At 71.5% G+C, this 17,168-nt stretch carries 13 protein-coding genes; 1 reads left to right on the top strand and 12 read right to left on the bottom strand.

Features of this window, described 5'->3' with window-relative positions; all coding sequences use genetic code 11:
* Positions 1 to 140 precede the first annotated feature (140 nt).
* The 9 genes from BIU91_RS06280 to BIU91_RS06240 all read right to left on the bottom strand — a co-directional run bounded on the left by BIU91_RS06280 (position 141) and on the right by BIU91_RS06240 (position 11,211).
* The gene (locus BIU91_RS06280) at positions 141 to 1,004 is read right to left on the bottom strand and encodes an NAD(P)H-hydrate dehydratase (RefSeq protein WP_071404688.1); all 864 of its coding nucleotides are present in this window, start codon (positions 1,002 to 1,004) and stop codon (positions 141 to 143) included.
* Positions 994 to 1,734 (bottom strand): histidine phosphatase family protein, encoded by a 741-nt coding sequence (locus BIU91_RS06275; RefSeq protein WP_071404687.1) that lies wholly within the window; start codon positions 1,732 to 1,734, stop codon positions 994 to 996. The genes BIU91_RS06280 and BIU91_RS06275 overlap by 11 nt, the downstream gene beginning before the upstream one ends.
* Positions 1,735 to 1,852: 118 nt before the next feature.
* Positions 1,853 to 2,812 carry a hypothetical protein gene (locus BIU91_RS06270; RefSeq protein WP_071404686.1) on the bottom strand — a complete coding sequence of 320 codons (960 nt, stop codon included), beginning with the start codon at positions 2,810 to 2,812 and terminating at the stop codon, positions 1,853 to 1,855.
* Between the two features lie 337 nt (positions 2,813 to 3,149).
* Complete coding sequence (locus BIU91_RS06265; RefSeq protein WP_071404685.1) at positions 3,150 to 6,161, bottom strand: glycoside hydrolase family 38 C-terminal domain-containing protein; 3,012 nt, start codon at positions 6,159 to 6,161, stop codon at positions 3,150 to 3,152.
* Positions 6,162 to 6,200: 39 nt separating this feature from the next.
* Positions 6,201 to 7,037 carry a carbohydrate ABC transporter permease gene (locus tag BIU91_RS06260; RefSeq protein ID WP_031260255.1) on the bottom strand — a complete coding sequence of 279 codons (837 nt, stop codon included), beginning with the start codon at positions 7,035 to 7,037 and terminating at the stop codon, positions 6,201 to 6,203.
* Positions 7,038 to 7,099: 62 nt separating this feature from the next.
* Complete coding sequence (locus tag BIU91_RS06255; protein WP_231495730.1) at positions 7,100 to 7,984, bottom strand: sugar ABC transporter permease; 885 nt, start codon at positions 7,982 to 7,984, stop codon at positions 7,100 to 7,102.
* A gap of 240 nt (positions 7,985 to 8,224) precedes the next feature.
* Positions 8,225 to 9,583, bottom strand: a complete 1,359-nt coding sequence (locus BIU91_RS06250; protein WP_071404684.1) for an extracellular solute-binding protein — start codon at positions 9,581 to 9,583, stop codon at positions 8,225 to 8,227.
* A gap of 221 nt (positions 9,584 to 9,804) precedes the next feature.
* A complete protein-coding gene (locus tag BIU91_RS06245; protein ID WP_071404683.1) occupies positions 9,805 to 10,647 on the bottom strand; it encodes a PhzF family phenazine biosynthesis protein in 843 nt (280 codons plus the stop codon).
* 9 nt (positions 10,648 to 10,656) lie between these two features.
* Positions 10,657 to 11,211 (bottom strand): DUF805 domain-containing protein, encoded by a 555-nt coding sequence (locus tag BIU91_RS06240; RefSeq protein WP_071404682.1) that lies wholly within the window; start codon positions 11,209 to 11,211, stop codon positions 10,657 to 10,659.
* A 147-nt stretch (positions 11,212 to 11,358) separates the two neighbouring features.
* On the opposite strand from BIU91_RS06240, the gene BIU91_RS06235 reads away from it, so the two are divergent.
* A complete protein-coding gene (locus BIU91_RS06235) occupies positions 11,359 to 11,871 on the top strand; it encodes a hypothetical protein (RefSeq protein WP_071404681.1) in 513 nt (170 codons plus the stop codon).
* A 178-nt stretch (positions 11,872 to 12,049) separates the two neighbouring features.
* On the opposite strand, the gene BIU91_RS06230 is transcribed toward BIU91_RS06235, so the two are convergent.
* The 3 genes from BIU91_RS06230 to BIU91_RS06220 form a co-directional block, all read right to left on the bottom strand.
* Positions 12,050 to 14,461, bottom strand: coding sequence for a lamin tail domain-containing protein (locus BIU91_RS06230; protein WP_071404680.1), 2,412 nt, complete (start codon positions 14,459 to 14,461; stop codon positions 12,050 to 12,052).
* A gap of 268 nt (positions 14,462 to 14,729) precedes the next feature.
* Positions 14,730 to 15,683, bottom strand: a complete 954-nt coding sequence (locus tag BIU91_RS19165; protein WP_175473008.1) for a hypothetical protein — start codon at positions 15,681 to 15,683, stop codon at positions 14,730 to 14,732.
* 109 nt (positions 15,684 to 15,792) lie between these two features.
* Complete coding sequence (locus tag BIU91_RS06220; protein WP_071404678.1) at positions 15,793 to 17,100, bottom strand: ROK family transcriptional regulator; 1,308 nt, start codon at positions 17,098 to 17,100, stop codon at positions 15,793 to 15,795.
* Positions 17,101 to 17,168: the final 68 nt, after the last annotated feature.

Below are 17,168 nucleotides of genomic sequence, written 5' to 3'. Positions count from 1 at the left end.
GGGCGGGGTCGGGGCTGGGTCGGGCGGTCTGGTCGTTCCGGTCGTACCTGGTCGATTCGGGCGTACCTGGTCGGAAGTTCTCGGCAGGTATGCCCGAAAACGCTAGGTATCGCGGGCGTTCTGGGAAAGAACGGGCGCGCTCAGGCCCCGAGTTCGACCAGGACCCGCGGGATCTCGGTCACGAGTTCGCTCGCCAGGTACCCGAGCGGCCCGACCTGCACCGCGAGTCGGTCACCTGCGGCAGCGTGCACGTAGGACGCCCACGCCACGGCCTGTGCCGGATCGGCGCCGCGGGCGAGCAGCCCGGTGACCGCGCCGGACAGCACGTCGCCACTGCCGCTCGTACCGAGACCGCCGGAGCCGGTGCCCTTGAGCCACGCCCGACCCTGCGGTGTGGCGATGGCGTCGCCGAGGGCCACGACCGCTCCGAAGCGGTTCGCGATCGCCACGGCGTCGGCCACGTCGTCGTCGCTGCACTCCCGCCCGAGCAGGCGTTCGGCCTCGCCGGAGTTCGGCGTCATCACGAGCCGTCCACGCAGCGGTTCGAGGCGGTCCCGCACGTCGGCAGCCACACCGAGGGCGAAGGCGTCGAGCACGACGGTGGTCTGCGGACCGACGACGTCGGCGAGCCCGGCCACGAGGTCGCGGGAACCGTCCGGCTCGTCGAGACCCGGCCCGACCAGCACGGCATCGGCGCTCGAGGCGCTGTCCGCGATGCCCTCGATCGCACCGACGGCGATGTGTCCGTCCTGGTCCTCGTCGAGGGGTTCGACCCCGGACTCGGGCACGACGACCGCGACCTCGTTCGCGACGCTCCGGCCGACCGCCAGGGTGAGGCGACCTGCGCCGACGCGGAGTGCGGCGAGCGCGGAGAGCATCGCCGCACCGGGGGTCCGAGCAGCGCCGCCGACGATGAGCACCTGCCCACGACCGTACTTGCCGGCACCGGGTTCGGGCAGTGGCCAGTCCCGCAGGAAGTTCGGGGTGACGGGTTCAGTGGACACGTTCGTCGTCCTTCCGGCCGGTGTGCTGGGTGACCTCGTCGTCGTCCAGGTGTCCGACGGAGGAGAACTCCTCGAGCACCCACGGCGATCCGGCATCGCCGCGCCGGAGTCGGGTGAGGGAGGCGTTCGCGACCGCGTGGGTCCGGGCGAACTCCATGAGTGCCGGCTCGTCGAGGTCGAGGCACACCGCGACGGCGAGCATCACCACGGCGTCGTGCGCGGCGATCACCAGGCGCTCGACACCGTCGACCCGCTCGAGGTCACCCAGGAGCGACCGGAGCCGGAGCATCACGTCCGCCCACGACTCCCCGCCCGCCGGCCGGTGGTAGTACTTGCCGAGCCACTGCCGACGGCGTTCCTCGTCCGGGTACCGGTTGCGGACGCCCTGCAGGGTCAGCAGGTCGAGGACGCCGAGTTCGCGGTCGCGCAGGCGCTCGTCCACCCGCTTCTCGGGTTCGGCGATACCGGCTGCCTCGAGCGCGATCGCGATGGTCTGCTGCGCACGGAGGTACGGCGACACCCACAGCGCGACGGGGACGTCGTCGATCCCGCGGTCGGCGAGCTCCTGCCCGAGGGCACGGGACTGATCGGTGCCGAGCGGGCTGAGCGGGACGTCGGCGTCCCGGAACTCGACGTCGATCACGTCCTCACCCGCGGCTTCGGCCCGAGCCGCCGCGACGTTCGCGACCGATTCGCCGTGACGGACGAGCCAGATCTCCTGCACTGCCATGCCGCCACGCTAGCCAGCGCGTGCTGTGCCGGTTCACCGGTGCCGGACGGTCACCCCGCGCGGCGCCGGACGGTCACCCCGTCCGGAGTCGGACGGTCACCCCGTACGGAGCGGACGGTCACCCCGTACGGAGCCGAGCGCTCCGGACCGGTCGGACCGCGCACGGGAGCCCCGCCGCCCGGAGTCGCAGCGCCAGCGCATCGAGGTCGAACAGGTCTCGCCATTCGAGCCGGATGATCGTCCGCACACCCGGCACGGTGAGCAACCGACCGTGCCGCCGCTTCTCGTCGAGGAACACCTCGGTCGGACTCCGGCCGCCCAGGTAGCGCTCCTGCGAGTACTTGGCCCGTCCGTCGATCTCGACGATGACCCCGTGGTCCGGGAACCAGAAGTCGACTGCGGACCGACGTCCGTCGACGACGAACTCCTGCTGCAGCACCGGGTCCGGAAGCCCGAGCTCCCGGAACACGACCCGAGCGAGCGACTCGGCCGGTGACCCGGACCGAGCATCGGCCAGGTCGAGCACCTGCTGCGCCAGGGCTCGGGCGCGGGCCTTCGGAGGAACCGCTCGTCGGAGATCGGCGTCGTCGAACCCACGTCGCAGCGCGGCGTCCGCGATCACGACGCCCGCCCGCAGGTCGCCGGTCATCGCCACGTCGACGACGGTCCGGGGGACGGAGGTGACCGCGATCGCACCGACCGTGGCCCGTTCGCCCCGGCCGACGGGTCTCGTGTGCAGGACCAGCTCGGCGCTCCGGCCCCGGTACATCGACTCGGGCACCGTCGCGTGCACCGGGACGTCCCACCCGCCGAGCGCCGGGAGACCGTGCAGGGCCGCGGCGGACAGGTGCGATGCCGTCGCCCGTGTGCCGAGCCGGCCGAGCCGCGCGAACACCCGGGTGACGTACCGCTGACGAGGCCCGGCGGCGTCCCACGCGGCACCGTCGACGAAGGCGTTCGGTCCGACCCGGACCAGGCGGCCGAAACCCTGGGTCCGGGTTCGGCGGCGCAGGGTGGTGGCGTCGAGGCCGGCCTCGTGCATGGCGGAGGCTCGGAGGATGGGCAGCGACTCGTTCATGCACGTGACGATGCCGGACCGGCCATCCGTTCCGGAGGCCGATGTCGGGAACTGTGGACGGGCCTCCAGGCCTGGGCGGTTGTGGAGGGGAGACGTTCCTTCCCAGAACGGCCGCGATGCCAAGCGGAATCGGGCATACCTGGCCAGAAGTTCCGACCAGGTACGCCCGATTCGACCAGCTACGCCCGATTCCACCCGGCCCGGCCCGCGCCCGCACCCCACCCGCACCCACCCCGGCAACCACCCACACCCACACGCAACACGGCGCCGGACGGAACGCACCCGTGTCCCGTCCGGCGCCGCGGTCTCTCCCCGACCGAACGCCGGGCCCGCTGCCTCAGGCCCGACGCACGCGCAGCGTCACGATCTCGAACGGCCGCAGGGTCAGCACGACGGGCTCCCCGGCCGACCACGAGCGCTCCAGCGGCCGCTCGAGCAGGTCGACCTGCGCCACCGACGCAGCGTCGAACCCGAAGGTGACCCCGACGTCAGCAGCACGGCCCCCGAGTCCTTCGTACAGGCGCACGACGACGTCTCCGGAGCGGTCCTCGGCGAGCTTGACGGCCTCGACGAACACCTGCGGCGACGACACCGTGACGAGCGGCGCGACCTCGGCGGACCCGGGCACGCTCCGCACCGGCAGGTTCAGCCGGTACCCGGAGTCGGCGGCGTCGAGCACCGAGGCCCCGATCCGCAGCACCGTCCGGAACACGTGGTGCCCCTGGTCGGCGTTCGGGTCCGGGAACGTCGGTCCGCGCAGCAGCGACTCCCGCACGAGCGTGGTGATCCCGCCGTCCGGCCGGGTCTCGCGCGTGATGTCGTGGCCGTAGGTCGAGTCGTTCGCCACCGCGACGCCGAACCCGGGCTCCGCGACGTGCACCCAGCGGTGTGCCGAGGTCTCGAAGCGGGCGTGGTCCCACGAGGTGTTCTGGTGCGTCGGCCGGTCGATGTGCCCGAACTGGATCTCGCTCGAGGCCGACGACGCGAGCACGTCGATCGGGAACGCGAGCTTCAGCAGCTTCTGGTGCTCGTGCCAGTGGACCTCGGTCTCGACGCTCAGCTCCGGTTCGCCCTGCACGGCCGAGTAGCGCGTGGTGAGCGTCGACGATCCGAAGGACCGTTCCACCACGAGCTCGTCGCCCGCGATCGCGACCGACGATGCCGACAGCACCGTGCCGTTGCGCTGGTAGGCGCGGTCGATGTCCCAGGCCTCCCACTGGTTCGGGGTGTCCCGGAACACCGTGTACTCCGCCGCCGCGGCGCCGGGAGCGATCGCGTCGCGTCCGGTGGCGTGGTCGACGAACGAGACGACGTGGCCGGCAGCGTCGATGGTCGCGGTGACGACGCCGGTGTCGAAGACGAAGCGGTCGCCGCTCCGGACGGGAGGCACGGGTCGCGGCGCGTGGACGACCGAACCTGCCAGGGCGGTCACGTCCCCCGCCGCGACCGGCGAGGCGTTGAAGCGCACGACCGACGCGGCGTCGTCGGCTGCGCCGGCGAGTGCCGTCGTCGCGCTGCCGATCAGCCCCTCGAGCACCTCGGCGACCCGGGCGTACTGCTCCTCGGCGTTCTCGTACACCCACGCGATCGAGGACCCGGGCAGGATGTCGTGGAACTGCTGCAGCAGGACGGTGTGCCAGGCGTCCTCGAGTTCGGCGTACGGGTACTCGCTGCCGAACCGGACCGCCGCCGTCGCCGCCCAGAGCTCGGCCTCGCGGAGCAGGTGCTCGGAGCGGCGGTTGCCCTGCTTCGTGCGGATCTGCGACGTGTAGGTGCCGCGGTGGAACTCGAGGTACATCTCCCCCGACCAGACCCCCGGCGTCGGCAGCTCGGCCTCGAGCTGCTCGAACACCTGCGCCGGCGTGCCGAGCGTGACGTGGGGCGACCCGTCGAGGTCGTGCTGGCGGTGTGCGGCGCCGACCATCTCGCGGGTGGGACCGCCACCGCCGTCGCCGAAGCCGTACAGAAGCATCGAGGTGTTCGCGGTGCCGCGTTCCTTGTTGTTCCGTTCGCCGCGGCGCAGGTCGGCGGGCGAGACGTCGGAGTTGTAGGTGTCGGCCGGGGGCAGGTGCGTCAGGACGCGCGAGCCGTCGATGCCCTCCCAGTGGAACGAGGTGTGCGGGATGACGTTCGTCTCGTTCCACGACGGCTTCTGCGTGACGAACCACTTCGACCCGGCGGCGCGGACGATCTGCGGCAGGGCGCCCGAGTAGCCGAACGAATCGGGGAGCCAGGCCTCCGGGGTGTCGATGCCGAACTCCTCCAGGAAGAAGCGCTTGCCGGCGACGAACTGGCGGGCCAGGGCCTCACCGCCGGGCAGGTTGGTGTCCGACTCGACCCACATGCCGCCGACCGGGATCCACCGCCCTTCGGCGACCCGCTGCTTGATGCGGGTCCAGATGGACGGGTACTCGTCGCGGATCCACGCGTACTGCTGCGCGGACGAGCAGGCGAAGGTGAAGTCGGGGTCGCGGTCCATCAGGTCGAGCACGTTCGAGAACGTCCTGGCGCACTTGCGCTTCGTCTCGCGCACGGGCCACAGCCAGGCGGAGTCGATGTGGGCGTGCCCGACGGCGATCGCGCGGTGGGCGGCGGGGCTGGCGGGGACGGCGAGCACGGGCGCCAGGACCTGCCGGGCGTCCGCGGCGGTGCCGGCGACGTCGTCCGGGTCCAGGGCGTCGGCGGCCCGTTCGAGCGCCCGCAGGATGTCGGCGCCGCGGGTGCCGTCGGTGGGGAGCTCGGCCATCAGCCCGCGCAGCACCCAGAGGTCCTGCTGCAGCTCCCACACGGTGTCGTCGCGCTCGACGACCTCGAGAGCCTTCAGGCGGTAGATCGGGTCGTCGCCGGCGGTGGAGCGCGAACCGAGCGGTGTCGCACCCTGGAACGAGTCGCCGCCGATGTCCGGGTTCGCCCCGGCCTCGATCCAGAGCTCGAAGGACTCCCCCGGGCCGACCTCGAGCGGCACGGTGTCGTTCCGCGGCTCGATCGCCTTGATCGTGGAGCCGTCGGCGCGGAACGCGAGTCCCTCGGCCTGGAACCCGGGCTGCCGCTTGGTGAACCCCAGGTCGACGAGGAGCTCGGCGGTGGTCCCCGGCGCGGCGCCGAAGTCCGCCGGCACGGTCCCGGTCACCCGGAACCACGTCGTGCCCCACGGGCGTCCGCCCCAGTGCGACCCCACCGTGAACGGTGTGTACGTCTCGCCCACGGCGGCGTCGAACGGCACCGGTTCGCCCGGCACCTCCCACGCCTCGATCGTCACCGGCGCCGAGCGACGGAGGACGGCGGGGTCGACACGGTCGCGCACGAGGCGGGCGATCCGGGCCTCGACGAGCGGTTCGTCCTGGTGCATGTGCTTCCTTTCGAGAGTGTGCCGGGGTGGACCGGCGGATCAGCCCTTGATGCCGCCGGCGAGGGCGTTGCCGCCGCCGAGGCCTCGGGACACGATCACGTAGAGGGCGATGACGGGCACGGAGTAGACGATCGAGAACGCGGCGAGCTGGCCGTACGCCACCGCCCCGTTCTGCCCGAAGAAGTTGAAGATGCTCACCGCGGCGGGCACCTTCTCGGGCGAGAGCAGCAGGACGAAGGGGACGAAGAAGTTCCCCCACGCCTGGATGAACACGAAGATGAACACGACCGCGATGCCCGGACGCATGAGCGGGATCACGATGCGGGTCAGGGTCGTCAGCATCGAGGCGCCGTCGGTCCACGCCGCCTCTTCGAGCGAGATCGGCACCGAGTCCATGAAGTTCTTCGCCATCCAGATCGCCATCGGCAGCGACGTGGCGGCGAGGAAGAAGATGCAGCCCCACACGTTGTCGATCAGGTTGAGCGACACGAACAGTGCGTAGACGGGCACCATCATCGCGGTGATCGGCAGGCCGGTACCGAACAGGATGCTGTACAGGAACGGCTTGTTGACCCGCATCTTGTACCGGGACAGCGGGTACGCGGCGAGCAGCGCGAACACCACGGTGACGACCGCGGTGCCGCCGGAGAGCAGCAGGCTGTTCGCGAGCGGGATGAACGACAGCTCGGGGGTGAGCACCTTCGCGAAGTTGTCGAGCGTGAACTGCGAGGGCAGCTTCACCGACAGCGAGGCCTGGGTGTCGAACGAGGCGAGCACGAGCCAGAGCAGCGGCACCGCGAAGCACACCGCGATGACGAGCAGCACGACGTTCGACACCCACCGCATGGTGCGGCCGCGCGGTGACGTCATGTGCATCGACCCCGGTGCGGTCACCGAGCGGGTCGTGGTCTGGTCGAGGGACGGGGCTGTCATGGCCATCAGTCCACCTCCGGCTTGAGGGCCCGGATGTAGATGATCGAGAAGACCGCCCCCACCACGAGCAGGATGGTCGCGATCGCCGTCCCGAAGCCGAGCTGCGAGAACTTGAACGCCTCCTGGTACGCCAGGATCGGCAGGGTCGACGAGTTCGTGCCCGGACCGCCGCCGGTCATCACGAAGATCAGCGTGAAGACCGACAGGGTCTGCAGCGTCGTGAGCATGAGGTTCGTCGAGATGCTCCGGCGGATCACCGGGAGCGTGATGTAGACGAGCCGCTGCCAGCCGGTGGCTCCGTCGACCTCGGCGGACTCGGTGATCTCCTCGGGGACCTCCTGCACGGCGGCCGAGTAGACGAGCATCGAGAACGCGGTGCCGCGCCAGATGTTCGCCAGGATCACGGCGAGCATCGGGTACGTGTAGAGCCAGTTCGCGCCGGTGATCCCGATCGACGCGAGGAACGTGTTGAGCGTCCCCTCGTCGTTGAAGAACGCGTACGCCGCGAAGGACGCCACGATCTCGGGCAGGACCCACGCCGCCACCACGAAGGTGCCGACGATCGCCCGGACGGCCTTGTTCGCCGAGCGCATCAGCAGGGCCAATCCGAGGCCGAGCACGTTCTGTCCCACCACGGCCGAGGCCAGCAGGAAGACGACGGTCAGGATGACGGACTTCGGGAAGTCCGGGTCCTGGAACAGCTCGACGTAGTTCTGGAACCCGACGAACTGCTGGTCGGCCGCGCTGGCGCCGGTCAGGGCCGAGTTGGTGAACGACCCGTAGAACGACGAGATGACGGGGCCCAGCAGGAAGATGACGAGGAGGACCAGGGCGGGGATGAGCGGAACCGCTCGTCCGACGTTCCGCAGCGGTCGCCGCTTGCGCGGCACGGGTGGATCGGTGCGCTTCGGCGCACCGGGCGCCGACAGCGTCGGCGCGAGGGGGGTGCTGGACACGATGGGTGCCTTCCGGGTGCGGAGGGGTTCCGAAGGTGGGGAAGAGCGGACTGGGCCCCGACCGCCGGTTCCGACGCGCCGCGGAGCTTGCGGAGCGGCGCGTCGGCCGTGCGGTTGGGAGAGGCGCGGTGCGGGACCGCCCCGCGCCTCCAGTCCGTCAGTGGGTGACGTCCGTCAACCAGCGGAGACGGTGTTCTCCTTGCCGACCACCTGCGTGACGGCCTTGTCGTAGGCGGCAGCCGCGTCCTTCGGCGACTGCTGACCGGTCATGACCGCTTCCATCGCGACCTGGATCGCGTTGGAGACCTGCGAGTAGTCACTCGTCGCCGGGCGGAAGTTGGTGTTCTCCACCAGCCCCGAGAAGAACTTGAACGTCGGGTTCGCCGCCGTGTAGGCCGGGTCGTCCGCGACGTCCTTCCGGACGGCGATCTGGCTGTTCTCGGTGTCGTACTTCAGCGAACCGTCCTTGTCGAGGAAGCTCGTGATGAAGTCGAACGCCGCCTGCGGGTTCTTCGACTTCGCGCCGACCGCCAGGGTCCAGCCGCCGGACATCGAGTTGTAGCCAGGAGCCTGCCCGTTCTGGGTCGGCATGGGTGCCTGGCCCATCACGTCGTTCCACTCGGGCCACGGCGCGGTGCCGGACTTGAGCCACGTGCCGGACTGCCACGAACCGTCCAGGTCGATCGCGAGCTTGCCCTTCGGCAGCCACGTCTGGGCGATGGTCGTGCCGACGTTCGTGTCGAGCGCCTGCTGCGGTGTCGGGCCGAGGCCGCCCTGGTAGACGTCCTTCACGAACTTGAGCGAGTCCTCGAACTGCTTCGATCCGGTGACCCACTTCTTGTCCTTGTACAGGGTGTTGCCGGAGCCGTCGGCGCCGTACAGGAGCATCTCGAAGCCCTGCATGGTCGAGGCCTCGCCCTGCGCCTTGCCCGAGTAGATGTTGAACGGGATGACGTCGGGCTGCTTCTCCTTGATGGTCTTCGCCGCCGCGAGCACGTCGTCCCACGTCTTCGGCTTCCACGGGACGTCGAGCCCGGCCTTCTTGAAGATGTCCTTGTTGTACCAGAGGGCTCGGGTGTCGGTGCCCATCGGGACGCCGTAGATCTTGCCGTCGTCACCCTGCCCGGCCTGCTTGGCGTTGTCGAAGAACTGGTCCCACTCGTCCCACTTGTCCGTGTACTTGTCGAGTGGCAGCAGGTAGCCCGCCTCGGCATCGGCCTTGACGAGGAACGTGTCCTCGTACATGACGTCCGGGGCGGTGGCCGGCGCCTTGTTCATGAGCGCGAGCTTCGTGTAGTAGTCGTTGCCCTGTGCCTGGATGGGCACGAGGGTGACCTTCTTGCCGGGGTTGTCCTTCTCGTACTGCTTCTTGACGACCTTCATCTGGGCGTCGAGCTGCTGGAAGGCGCCGAACTTCTGGTACGCGATCTTGATCGTGTCGCTCGAGGCGGACCCCGAGCTCGAGCAGCCAGCCAGACCGACTGCGGCCACGGCCACAGCTGCGAGTCCGGCGATGATGCGGGTGCGTTTCATCGGTGCTCCTTTGCACGGGTGATGTCCGCGGGCACCATCGCCCGCGCGCAGGATTAGTCCACCGTATTGACTTAACCGTGTCAAGGAGTTTCTCGGGCCGATTCGGGCGTACCGGGTCGAATCGGGCGTACCGGGTCGAATCGGGCGTACCGGGTCGGAAGTTTCGACCAGGTACGCCCGATTCCGCTTCCCATCGCGCGCGTTCTGGGAAGGAACGTCCGTCAGGAAATCGGGGTCGCGCTCCCCGTCACCGTGATCCCGCCGGCCTCGGGCACGTCCACGAGCAGCAGACTCGGACGCCCGACGTGTCGCCCCTGCCGGATCGTGACGCGGTCGCCCGGATGCGCTGCACCGATCTGCCGCAGGTACGCCCCGGTGGACGCCGCTGCCGATCCCGTCGCCGGGTCCTCGGTGATGCGCCCGGCGGGGAACAGGTTACGCGCCTCGTACTCCCGGTCGCCGGTGCGGTGCAGCACCGTGACCGTCCCCGCCCAGCCGGCCTCGCGCTTGAGCTCGGCGAGGGGCCCCGGCGCGAACCGGAACTGGTGGAACAGCTCGCGGTCGTGCAGCACGAGCACCGGGTGCCAGTTGCCGGCGAAGGACTCCAGCACCGGGAACCCCGGAGCGATGTCCGCGGCCGAGAGCCCGAGCAGGTCGAGCAGCCGCGCCAGCAGGGCCGGGTCGATGTCCCGTGTCGCCGGCTCGACGCTCGTCATCGCGACCTGCACCGCTCCGTCCGCACCGACCGTGGCGTCGAGCGCGACCTCGCCGGCCAGGGTCGTGAACACCCGGCGGCCCGGCCCCTCGCGCTCGGCCAGCGCGACGGCCAGTGCGACGGTGGCGTGCCCGCAGAACGGCACCTCGGCGCTCGGCGAGAAGTAGCGGACCCGCGGCCCGGTCGACGTCGCACCCACGACGAACGCGGTCTCGGGGTACCCGACCTGCCGGGCGATCGCGAGCATCTGGTCGTCGGACAGCCCGGCTGCGTCGAGCACGAGCCCGGCGGGGTTGCCACCGCCCGGCTCGGCGGCGAAGGCTGTGTACCGAAGGATCTCCTGCTGCATCCCCCGACGCTACTGCGGCGTCACGACCGGGTGCGCGGGCCGATCACCGACGGGTGGCCCGGACTGCTGCGGCGCGGCGGGTGGCTCCGAGGGCAGCGCGAGGAACACGGCCAGCGCGATGCTGCCGGCGGGCACGAAGTACAGCAGGACCCACCACCCGGAGCGGTTCGTGTCGTGGAGCCGCCGCACCGCGATCGCGATCCAGGGCAGCAGCGCAGCGAGGCCGACGACCACGAAGACCCCCAGTGCGATCTGGGCGAAGACGGGCATCGACGTGAGCAGGAACCACCAAACCGGGAACGGGTTGAAGGACCGCAGCGCCTCGTCGAGGACGCGCGCTTCCTCCGGGCTCGGCATCGGCGGCGGCGTCGTGACGAGTCCGACGCCGGACACGACGTTGATCGCACTCGAGATGATCATCCACCACAGCGCCCACCACCAGAACTCGGCGCGAGCGGCACGACCGCGGAACACCAGGTACCCCCGCCAGAACCGCGAGAACGAGGCGGTGAAGGTGGCCTGGTGCCAGGGGACCCCGACCGGCGGCTGCTGCGTCTGGTGCACCGAACCTGCTTACCGGGGCGACCTGGGCGCTCCTGAGTACTCCTCGGCAGGCCAGACGTGCTGCGGTGCCCGGGTGGGGGTAACCCCCGACCACTTCCGGGTGCGCACGTGATGTTTCAGCGTCGCCTCCGTCGTGAGACTGGATCCATGAGCACCGACACGCGCCCCACCACCGCCCGCCGCACCCTCCGGATCGCCCTCGCCTCCACCGCCGCGGTGTCCGCCCTGCTGCTGACCGCCGGCTGCAGCGCGATCCAGGACATCGTGCCGAACAAGACCCCGCAGAAGCACTTCGACGCGTACTCCGACGCCCCGCGCTCCGGGGAGTCCGAGGACCTGACCTTCTTCATGCCGAAGTGGGTGCCGGAGGACGCGAAGGACATCGACGTCCGTCTCCACGTCTCGCAGCCCGGGTACGTCATCGGGTTCGCGTCGAAGGACGGCGTCGACGTGGACGACTGCACCCCGCTCGACGAGTCGTACGGCGGCACGGCGATGACCGCCGACTTCCTGCCCGAGGAGCTCCCGACGAAGGGCCTGGTCGCCTGCGGCGACGGCCGCGCGGTCACCGAGATCGACGGCCGCTGGTACGGCTGGACCACGAAGGACGCCATCCCCGGTCAGGACGACACCCAGACCATGCACGGCACCGAGCACTGAACGAGCACCGAGCGCTGAACGCACGCACCCACCGGCCTGGAGGCGCGGGGCGGCCCCGCACCGCGCCTCCAGTCCGCCGCGCGGTCGCGCCCACCGCCCATGGTGAGCAGCAATGGTCGGGTCCGCTGTGCGAACCCGACCATTCCTGCTCACGAACTGTGCCCGTGGGGCGTGGGGACTACTCCGCGGCGGCCGCGGTCCTGCGGCGACGCACGATCAGCACACCCGCGCCCGCCGCGAGCAACAGGAACGCCACCAGCGCACCGGCACCCATCCCGGCGGCACCCGTGAACGCGAGCTGCCCATCCACGGTGATCGTGATCGGGGTCCACCCGATCAGACTCCCGTCCGCAGCCGTCACCGCCAACCGGTGCGCACCAGCCGCGGTGTCCGCCGGGATCGTCACCCGCACCGTCCCGTCAGCAGCGACCACCGCGGTTCCGATCAGCGTCGGCTCCGAGAACAACCACACGTTCACGACGTCACCGGCAGACGCGGTGCCGACCGCCACCGTGATCGTCTCCCCCGCACGAGCCGACGCCGGAGCCGACACCCCGCCACGGTTCGCCTCCGTCAACAACGACTCCGACGGCGCCACCGGCACGACCGGGGCAGCCGAGGGACCCGGAGTCGGGACCGCAGTGGGCGTCCCACCCGGGGTCGGCGCCGGCATCGCGCCGCCGTCGCCCGGGGTCGGGGTCGGCGTGGGCTCCGTGCCCGGGTCGGTGTCGCCGCCCTCGCACGGGTACGTCCCCGTGCGGAGCGAGAACCCGTCCGTGTCGTTGTCGTCCGCGTAGAAGGTCGCGCGCTCCCCGTCGGTGCAGATGCCCGAGATCGCGAAGCCCTCGTTGGCGAGCGTGCGGTCGGCGGCCGAGGGCGCCTCGTACAGCGTCGAGGCGGTGAATGCCCCGTCGTTCACCTCGTACAGTGCAGTCCGGCCGGAGCACACCTCGTCGCAGACCACCCAGAGCGCGTCGAGCGTCGGGTCGAACTGCACGTCGGCGACGACGGCGAGCGAGGTCGCGATCGTGGCGACCCGCGCCGAGGACCCGTCGTCCATCAGGGCGTAGGCGTACACGCTCGCGGTGCCCTCGACCCCGACGAAGAACAGCCCCTCGCCGTGTCCGGCGTAGCGCGACGGTGCGTAGGCGGCGCCGGTGCGCTCGTCGGTGAAGCCGTGCGCGGTGAGCCAGGTGTCCGGGATCCAGGTGACGCCCTCGAGCCCGGCGTTCGCGCCGAGCCCGGGGAAGTCGGCGGCGAGGTTCCACTCGTCCGTGGCCCGCAGGGTGCCCTCGGAGCCGTCGGTCGTGGCGTAGCGCAGGACCGACGGGCGGCTCGTGCTCGACACGTCGTTGTTCCGCTCGGTCGACACGTAGACGGCGCCGGGGTCGTCGCTCGTGACGGTCACGCCCTCGGCGTCCGGTGTGCCCGTGCCGTCGGCGTAGCGCAGGTCGGTGCCCGCGGCGTTCGACGGTGCCCAGCCGCCCGCGCCGTCCGAGGTCAGGTGGTAGAGCAGGCCGTCGCCGTTCTGCACGGCCCAGACTTGCCCGTCCCGCGAGGTCTTCGAGGTCGTCCAGTCGAGGCCGCTCAAGTCGCCCGTGAAGGTGTCCTCGTCGTCGAGCACGGTCTCGTCCGGGCCGCCGGGCCAGGCCTCGGCGGTGACGACGCCGGCGAACCGGTTCGCCGCACCCTTCGTGGGTGCTGCCGTCTCGGCGAAGTCGCCGGTGCCGTCGGGGTTGCGGCCGGACGTGGTGGCGGCGTGCGCCGTCCACGAGGTTGAGTCGACGACCGCACCGCGGGCGTCGAAGAGCCGCGCGGAGTCCGCCTTGCCGAGTCCGAAGCCGAACGCCGCCTCGTCGAGGACGGTGAAGCCCCCGGCCGCGACGGTCGTGCCCGCGGGGATCGTGTACGCGTGGTCGTCCTCGCTGTCGCGCAGCACGTACCCGCCCAGGTCGACGGTGGTGCTGCCGGTGTTGGTCAGCTCCACCCAGTCGCCGGGGGTGCCGTCCTGCGACTCGACCTCGTTGATGCGCACGGGTGAGGAGCAGTCGTTCGCAGCGCCCTTGGTCGACGCCGTGGTGTCCACGAGCGGTCCGACGCCGTCGGCGCAGCGACCGTAGGTGACACCCGCGTGGGTCGTCCAGGCATACCGGAGCACCAGGTCGCCGGCGGGGTCGTACAGGCGCGCGGTGTCCGCACCACCGAGTCCGAAGTCGAAGCCGGGGGCGGTCGCGGACAGCTGGTCGACGACGAAGTACCCGCCGGCGGCGATCGTCGAGCCGCTGGGCAGCACGTACGCGTCGTGCGAGCCGTCGGAGTCGAGGAACGCGTACCCGGTCAGGTCGACCGCGGTGTCCGAGGTGTTCTTGAGCTCCACCCAGTCGGTGTCGTCGGCGTTCGACTCGACCTCGTTGACGACGAGGCCGTTCGCCGCGACGGCGCCGACTGCCGGGTCGTCGTCACCGACGGCGGCGAGGGCGGGGCTGGCGGTGACGACACCGGCGGCGACGACCAGGGCGGTCGCGACGGCGGCGCCGATGCGCAGGGTGGGCGGGCGCAGGGTCGGTGGGCGCAGGGCGGGAGCGCGCATGCAGGGTCCTTCTCGGGGGAGCGAGCGGGCGGAGACCTGCACGACTGTTCAGCATCCACGCGACCGGCCGGTGGCCGCGGGGTGAACGGGCGGTGTCCCGGGTCGCGCCCGGCGCCCTGGACCCGCCGCGTGCGGACGGGAGGCGCAGGGCGGGCCCGCACCGCGCCTCCCGTCCGCCCTGCGGTCGCGCTCACCGCATCCGGTGAACAGAAGACGTCGAGTCCGCACGGCGAACCCGACGTCTGCTGCACACGCGTTGCTCGAGGTGTCAGCGCTCGGTGACCTCCGAGAAGTCCGGCGTCCCGTCGGGCAGCGCGGGCAGGGGCGTGCCGTCGACGTAGCGGGGCCAGGCAAGGGCGCGGGAGGCCGACGGACGGGACGCGTAGCGACGCCCGTCGGACGCGACGACCGTCTCGGGCGCGGGACCGGGGGTGGAGGCGGGAGCGGGCGCAGGTGCGGGAGCGAGCGGCAGCGGCAGATCGGGTGCGGGAGCCGCGGGCGTCGGCGTCGCGCTCCACGCCGGCTGCTGCTCGGGCACCGGCCACGTCGCCGACGGCAGCGTGGCTCGCGGACGGAACAGGGCGTTGCTGAGGGGCACCACGACGGTCCCGAGCAGGTCGAGGATCACCACCACCCAGACGAGCCGCCAGTAGCCGCGGGCGTAGTCGACGTCCGGCGCGAGCAGCGGGATCGAGAGCAGCAGTGCGAGCAGGGCGATGACGCCGACGGTGGCCTTCGCGACGACCTGCAGGACGGGCGTCGGGTAGCGCCGGTGGATCACGAGGAGCAGGTGGACGTGCAGGAGTGCCACCCGGGCGACGCCGACGAGCCAGATCCAGTGCCAGAAGTGCTCCAGGACGAACCAGATGCCGTCACCGGAGACGCCCGTCGGCACGATCCACACTTTGTACAGACCGGCGACGAGCAGGTACATCGACGTGGCGATGCTCGCGAACGCGAAGATCCCCGACCGCCTGGACGAGACGTCGGCGTCGTACCAGGACAGCAGCGCGAAGACGACCACGACGACGATCGTCAGGAGCAGCTGGACCGCGACCCGTCCGAAGTCACCGAGCAGCACCGCGGCGATGCCGACCAGGCCCGCGGCCACGACCGCGCCGATGATCGTCCGGAACACGAGCGGGCGCACCCTCGCCCACCGCGGGTCCATCGTGCCGTCCGTGTCGTTCGCGCTGTCCGTGCTGGCCGTGCTGTCCGTCATGTGTCCCCCGTCGATCCCGCACACCTGGCGGCTGCGTCGGATCGCAGCGTAGCGGGCCGGGGCGGAGTGCTCCGGCCGGGCAGGGCGCCGAGCGACGACGCCCCTGCCGTCAGCGCCGGATGAGCAGGGTGCTGGCCCGCGGCGAGAGCGCGGCGTCGAGCACCAGGCAGGCGGCACCCACGGCGGCGACGTCGGCACCGCGGTCGCTCTCCACCACCTGCACGGCGTGCTTCGGCACGAGCAGCGGCGACCCGACGATGGCGGTCCGCGCGGCCGGCAGGGCAGCGCTCGCGATGCGTGACCAGAACGGGCCGCCGAACACCACGCGGTCGATGTCGAGCAGGTTCACGATGAGGACGACGGCGTTGCCCATGACGGTGCCGGCATCGGCCGCGAGCGTGACGGCGGTGTCGTCCCCGTCCGCGATGGCCGCGGCGAGCTCGTCCCACGCGGCGTTCACGGCGTCGACATCGGCGGCGTCGGTGGCGTCGGTGGCATCGGCGGTGCCCCCGGCATCGGCACCAGCACCGGCCCCGGCACCACAGCCGGACAGTGCGAGACCCCGCGACCGCGCCACCCGCACCAGCCGGTCCGGCGCGACGGCTGCACCGACCTCGCCGCGCGTGCCCGAGCCGTCCGGGGTGCCCGCGAGGGACCCCTGGTCGACCATGATGTGCCCGGCGTCGCCCGCGTTCGACCCCACCCCGCGCACGGGTTCGTGGTCGACGACGAGCCCGACGCCGAACCCGGTGCCGAAGTACACGAACGCGAAGTTCCGGGCCGAGGACTCCCCCGCCAGGAACATCTCGCCGACCGCCGCGGCCGTGACGTCCTTCTCGAGCAGGACCGGGTAGCCGGTGGCCTCGGCGAGCGCATCGCGCAGCGGCACGTCCCGCCACCGGGGCAGGAACGGCGGGTCGACCACGATGCCCGCCTCGACGTCGATGGGGCCGGGGCTCGCGATCCCGACACCGAGCACGCTGTCGACGGCCACCCCGGCGTCGGCGACGAGCCCGTCGACGGCCGAGGCGATCGTGCGAACCACCTCGGACGGGTCGTCGGCGGTGGGGGTCGAGGTCGTGGACGCGGCGACGACGGTGCCGGCGAGGTCGAGCAGCACGTAGGTGACGACGGCCGGGTCGACGTGCACGCCGACCGCGTACCGGCTGCCCGGTTCGAGCCGCAGGATGGTGCGGGGCTTCCCGCGGCCCGAGACGACGGTGCCGGACTCGACGATCATGCCGGCCTCGATCAGGAACCGGGTGACGTTCGACACGGTCTGCGCGCTCAGGCCGGTGCGGGCGGCGAGTTCGACGCGGCTCAGGCCGTCGGGCGAGCGGCGGACGGCGTCGAGGACCACGGTGCGGTTGAACCCGCCGATCGACGGGAGGTTCGCTCCGCGTCGATGCTCTGCCATGCCGCGACCATACCGCGACGCCGCTCGGGCACCCGCTCGCGTGGTCCGGTCAGAGCGCCCTGTCTTGG

Origin of the sequence: Curtobacterium sp. MMLR14_002 (genome assembly GCF_001864975.1) — a bacterium.
In the GTDB taxonomy this organism is placed as follows: domain Bacteria; phylum Actinomycetota; class Actinomycetes; order Actinomycetales; family Microbacteriaceae; genus Curtobacterium; species Curtobacterium flaccumfaciens.
Note: the sequence above shows the minus strand (reverse complement) of the source record. Positions and strands in the feature narration are given on the sequence as shown.

Coding starts and splice junctions, on each gene's coding strand:
- BIU91_RS06275 (WP_071404687.1), bottom strand. CDS start 1,734: ATGGCAGTGCAGGAGATCTGGCTCGTCCGTCACGGCGAATCGGTCGCG.
- BIU91_RS06270 (WP_071404686.1), bottom strand. CDS start 2,812: ATGAACGAGTCGCTGCCCATCCTCCGAGCCTCCGCCATGCACGAGGCC.
- BIU91_RS06265 (WP_071404685.1), bottom strand. CDS start 6,161: ATGCACCAGGACGAACCGCTCGTCGAGGCCCGGATCGCCCGCCTCGTG.
- BIU91_RS06260 (WP_031260255.1), bottom strand. CDS start 7,037: ATGCACATGACGTCACCGCGCGGCCGCACCATGCGGTGGGTGTCGAAC.
- BIU91_RS06250 (WP_071404684.1), bottom strand. CDS start 9,583: ATGAAACGCACCCGCATCATCGCCGGACTCGCAGCTGTGGCCGTGGCC.
- BIU91_RS06245 (WP_071404683.1), bottom strand. CDS start 10,647: ATGCAGCAGGAGATCCTTCGGTACACAGCCTTCGCCGCCGAGCCGGGC.
- BIU91_RS06235 (WP_071404681.1), top strand. CDS start 11,359: ATGAGCACCGACACGCGCCCCACCACCGCCCGCCGCACCCTCCGGATC.
- BIU91_RS06230 (WP_071404680.1), bottom strand. CDS start 14,461: ATGCGCGCTCCCGCCCTGCGCCCACCGACCCTGCGCCCGCCCACCCTG.
- BIU91_RS19165 (WP_175473008.1), bottom strand. CDS start 15,683: ATGACGGACAGCACGGCCAGCACGGACAGCGCGAACGACACGGACGGC.
- BIU91_RS06220 (WP_071404678.1), bottom strand. CDS start 17,100: ATGGCAGAGCATCGACGCGGAGCGAACCTCCCGTCGATCGGCGGGTTC.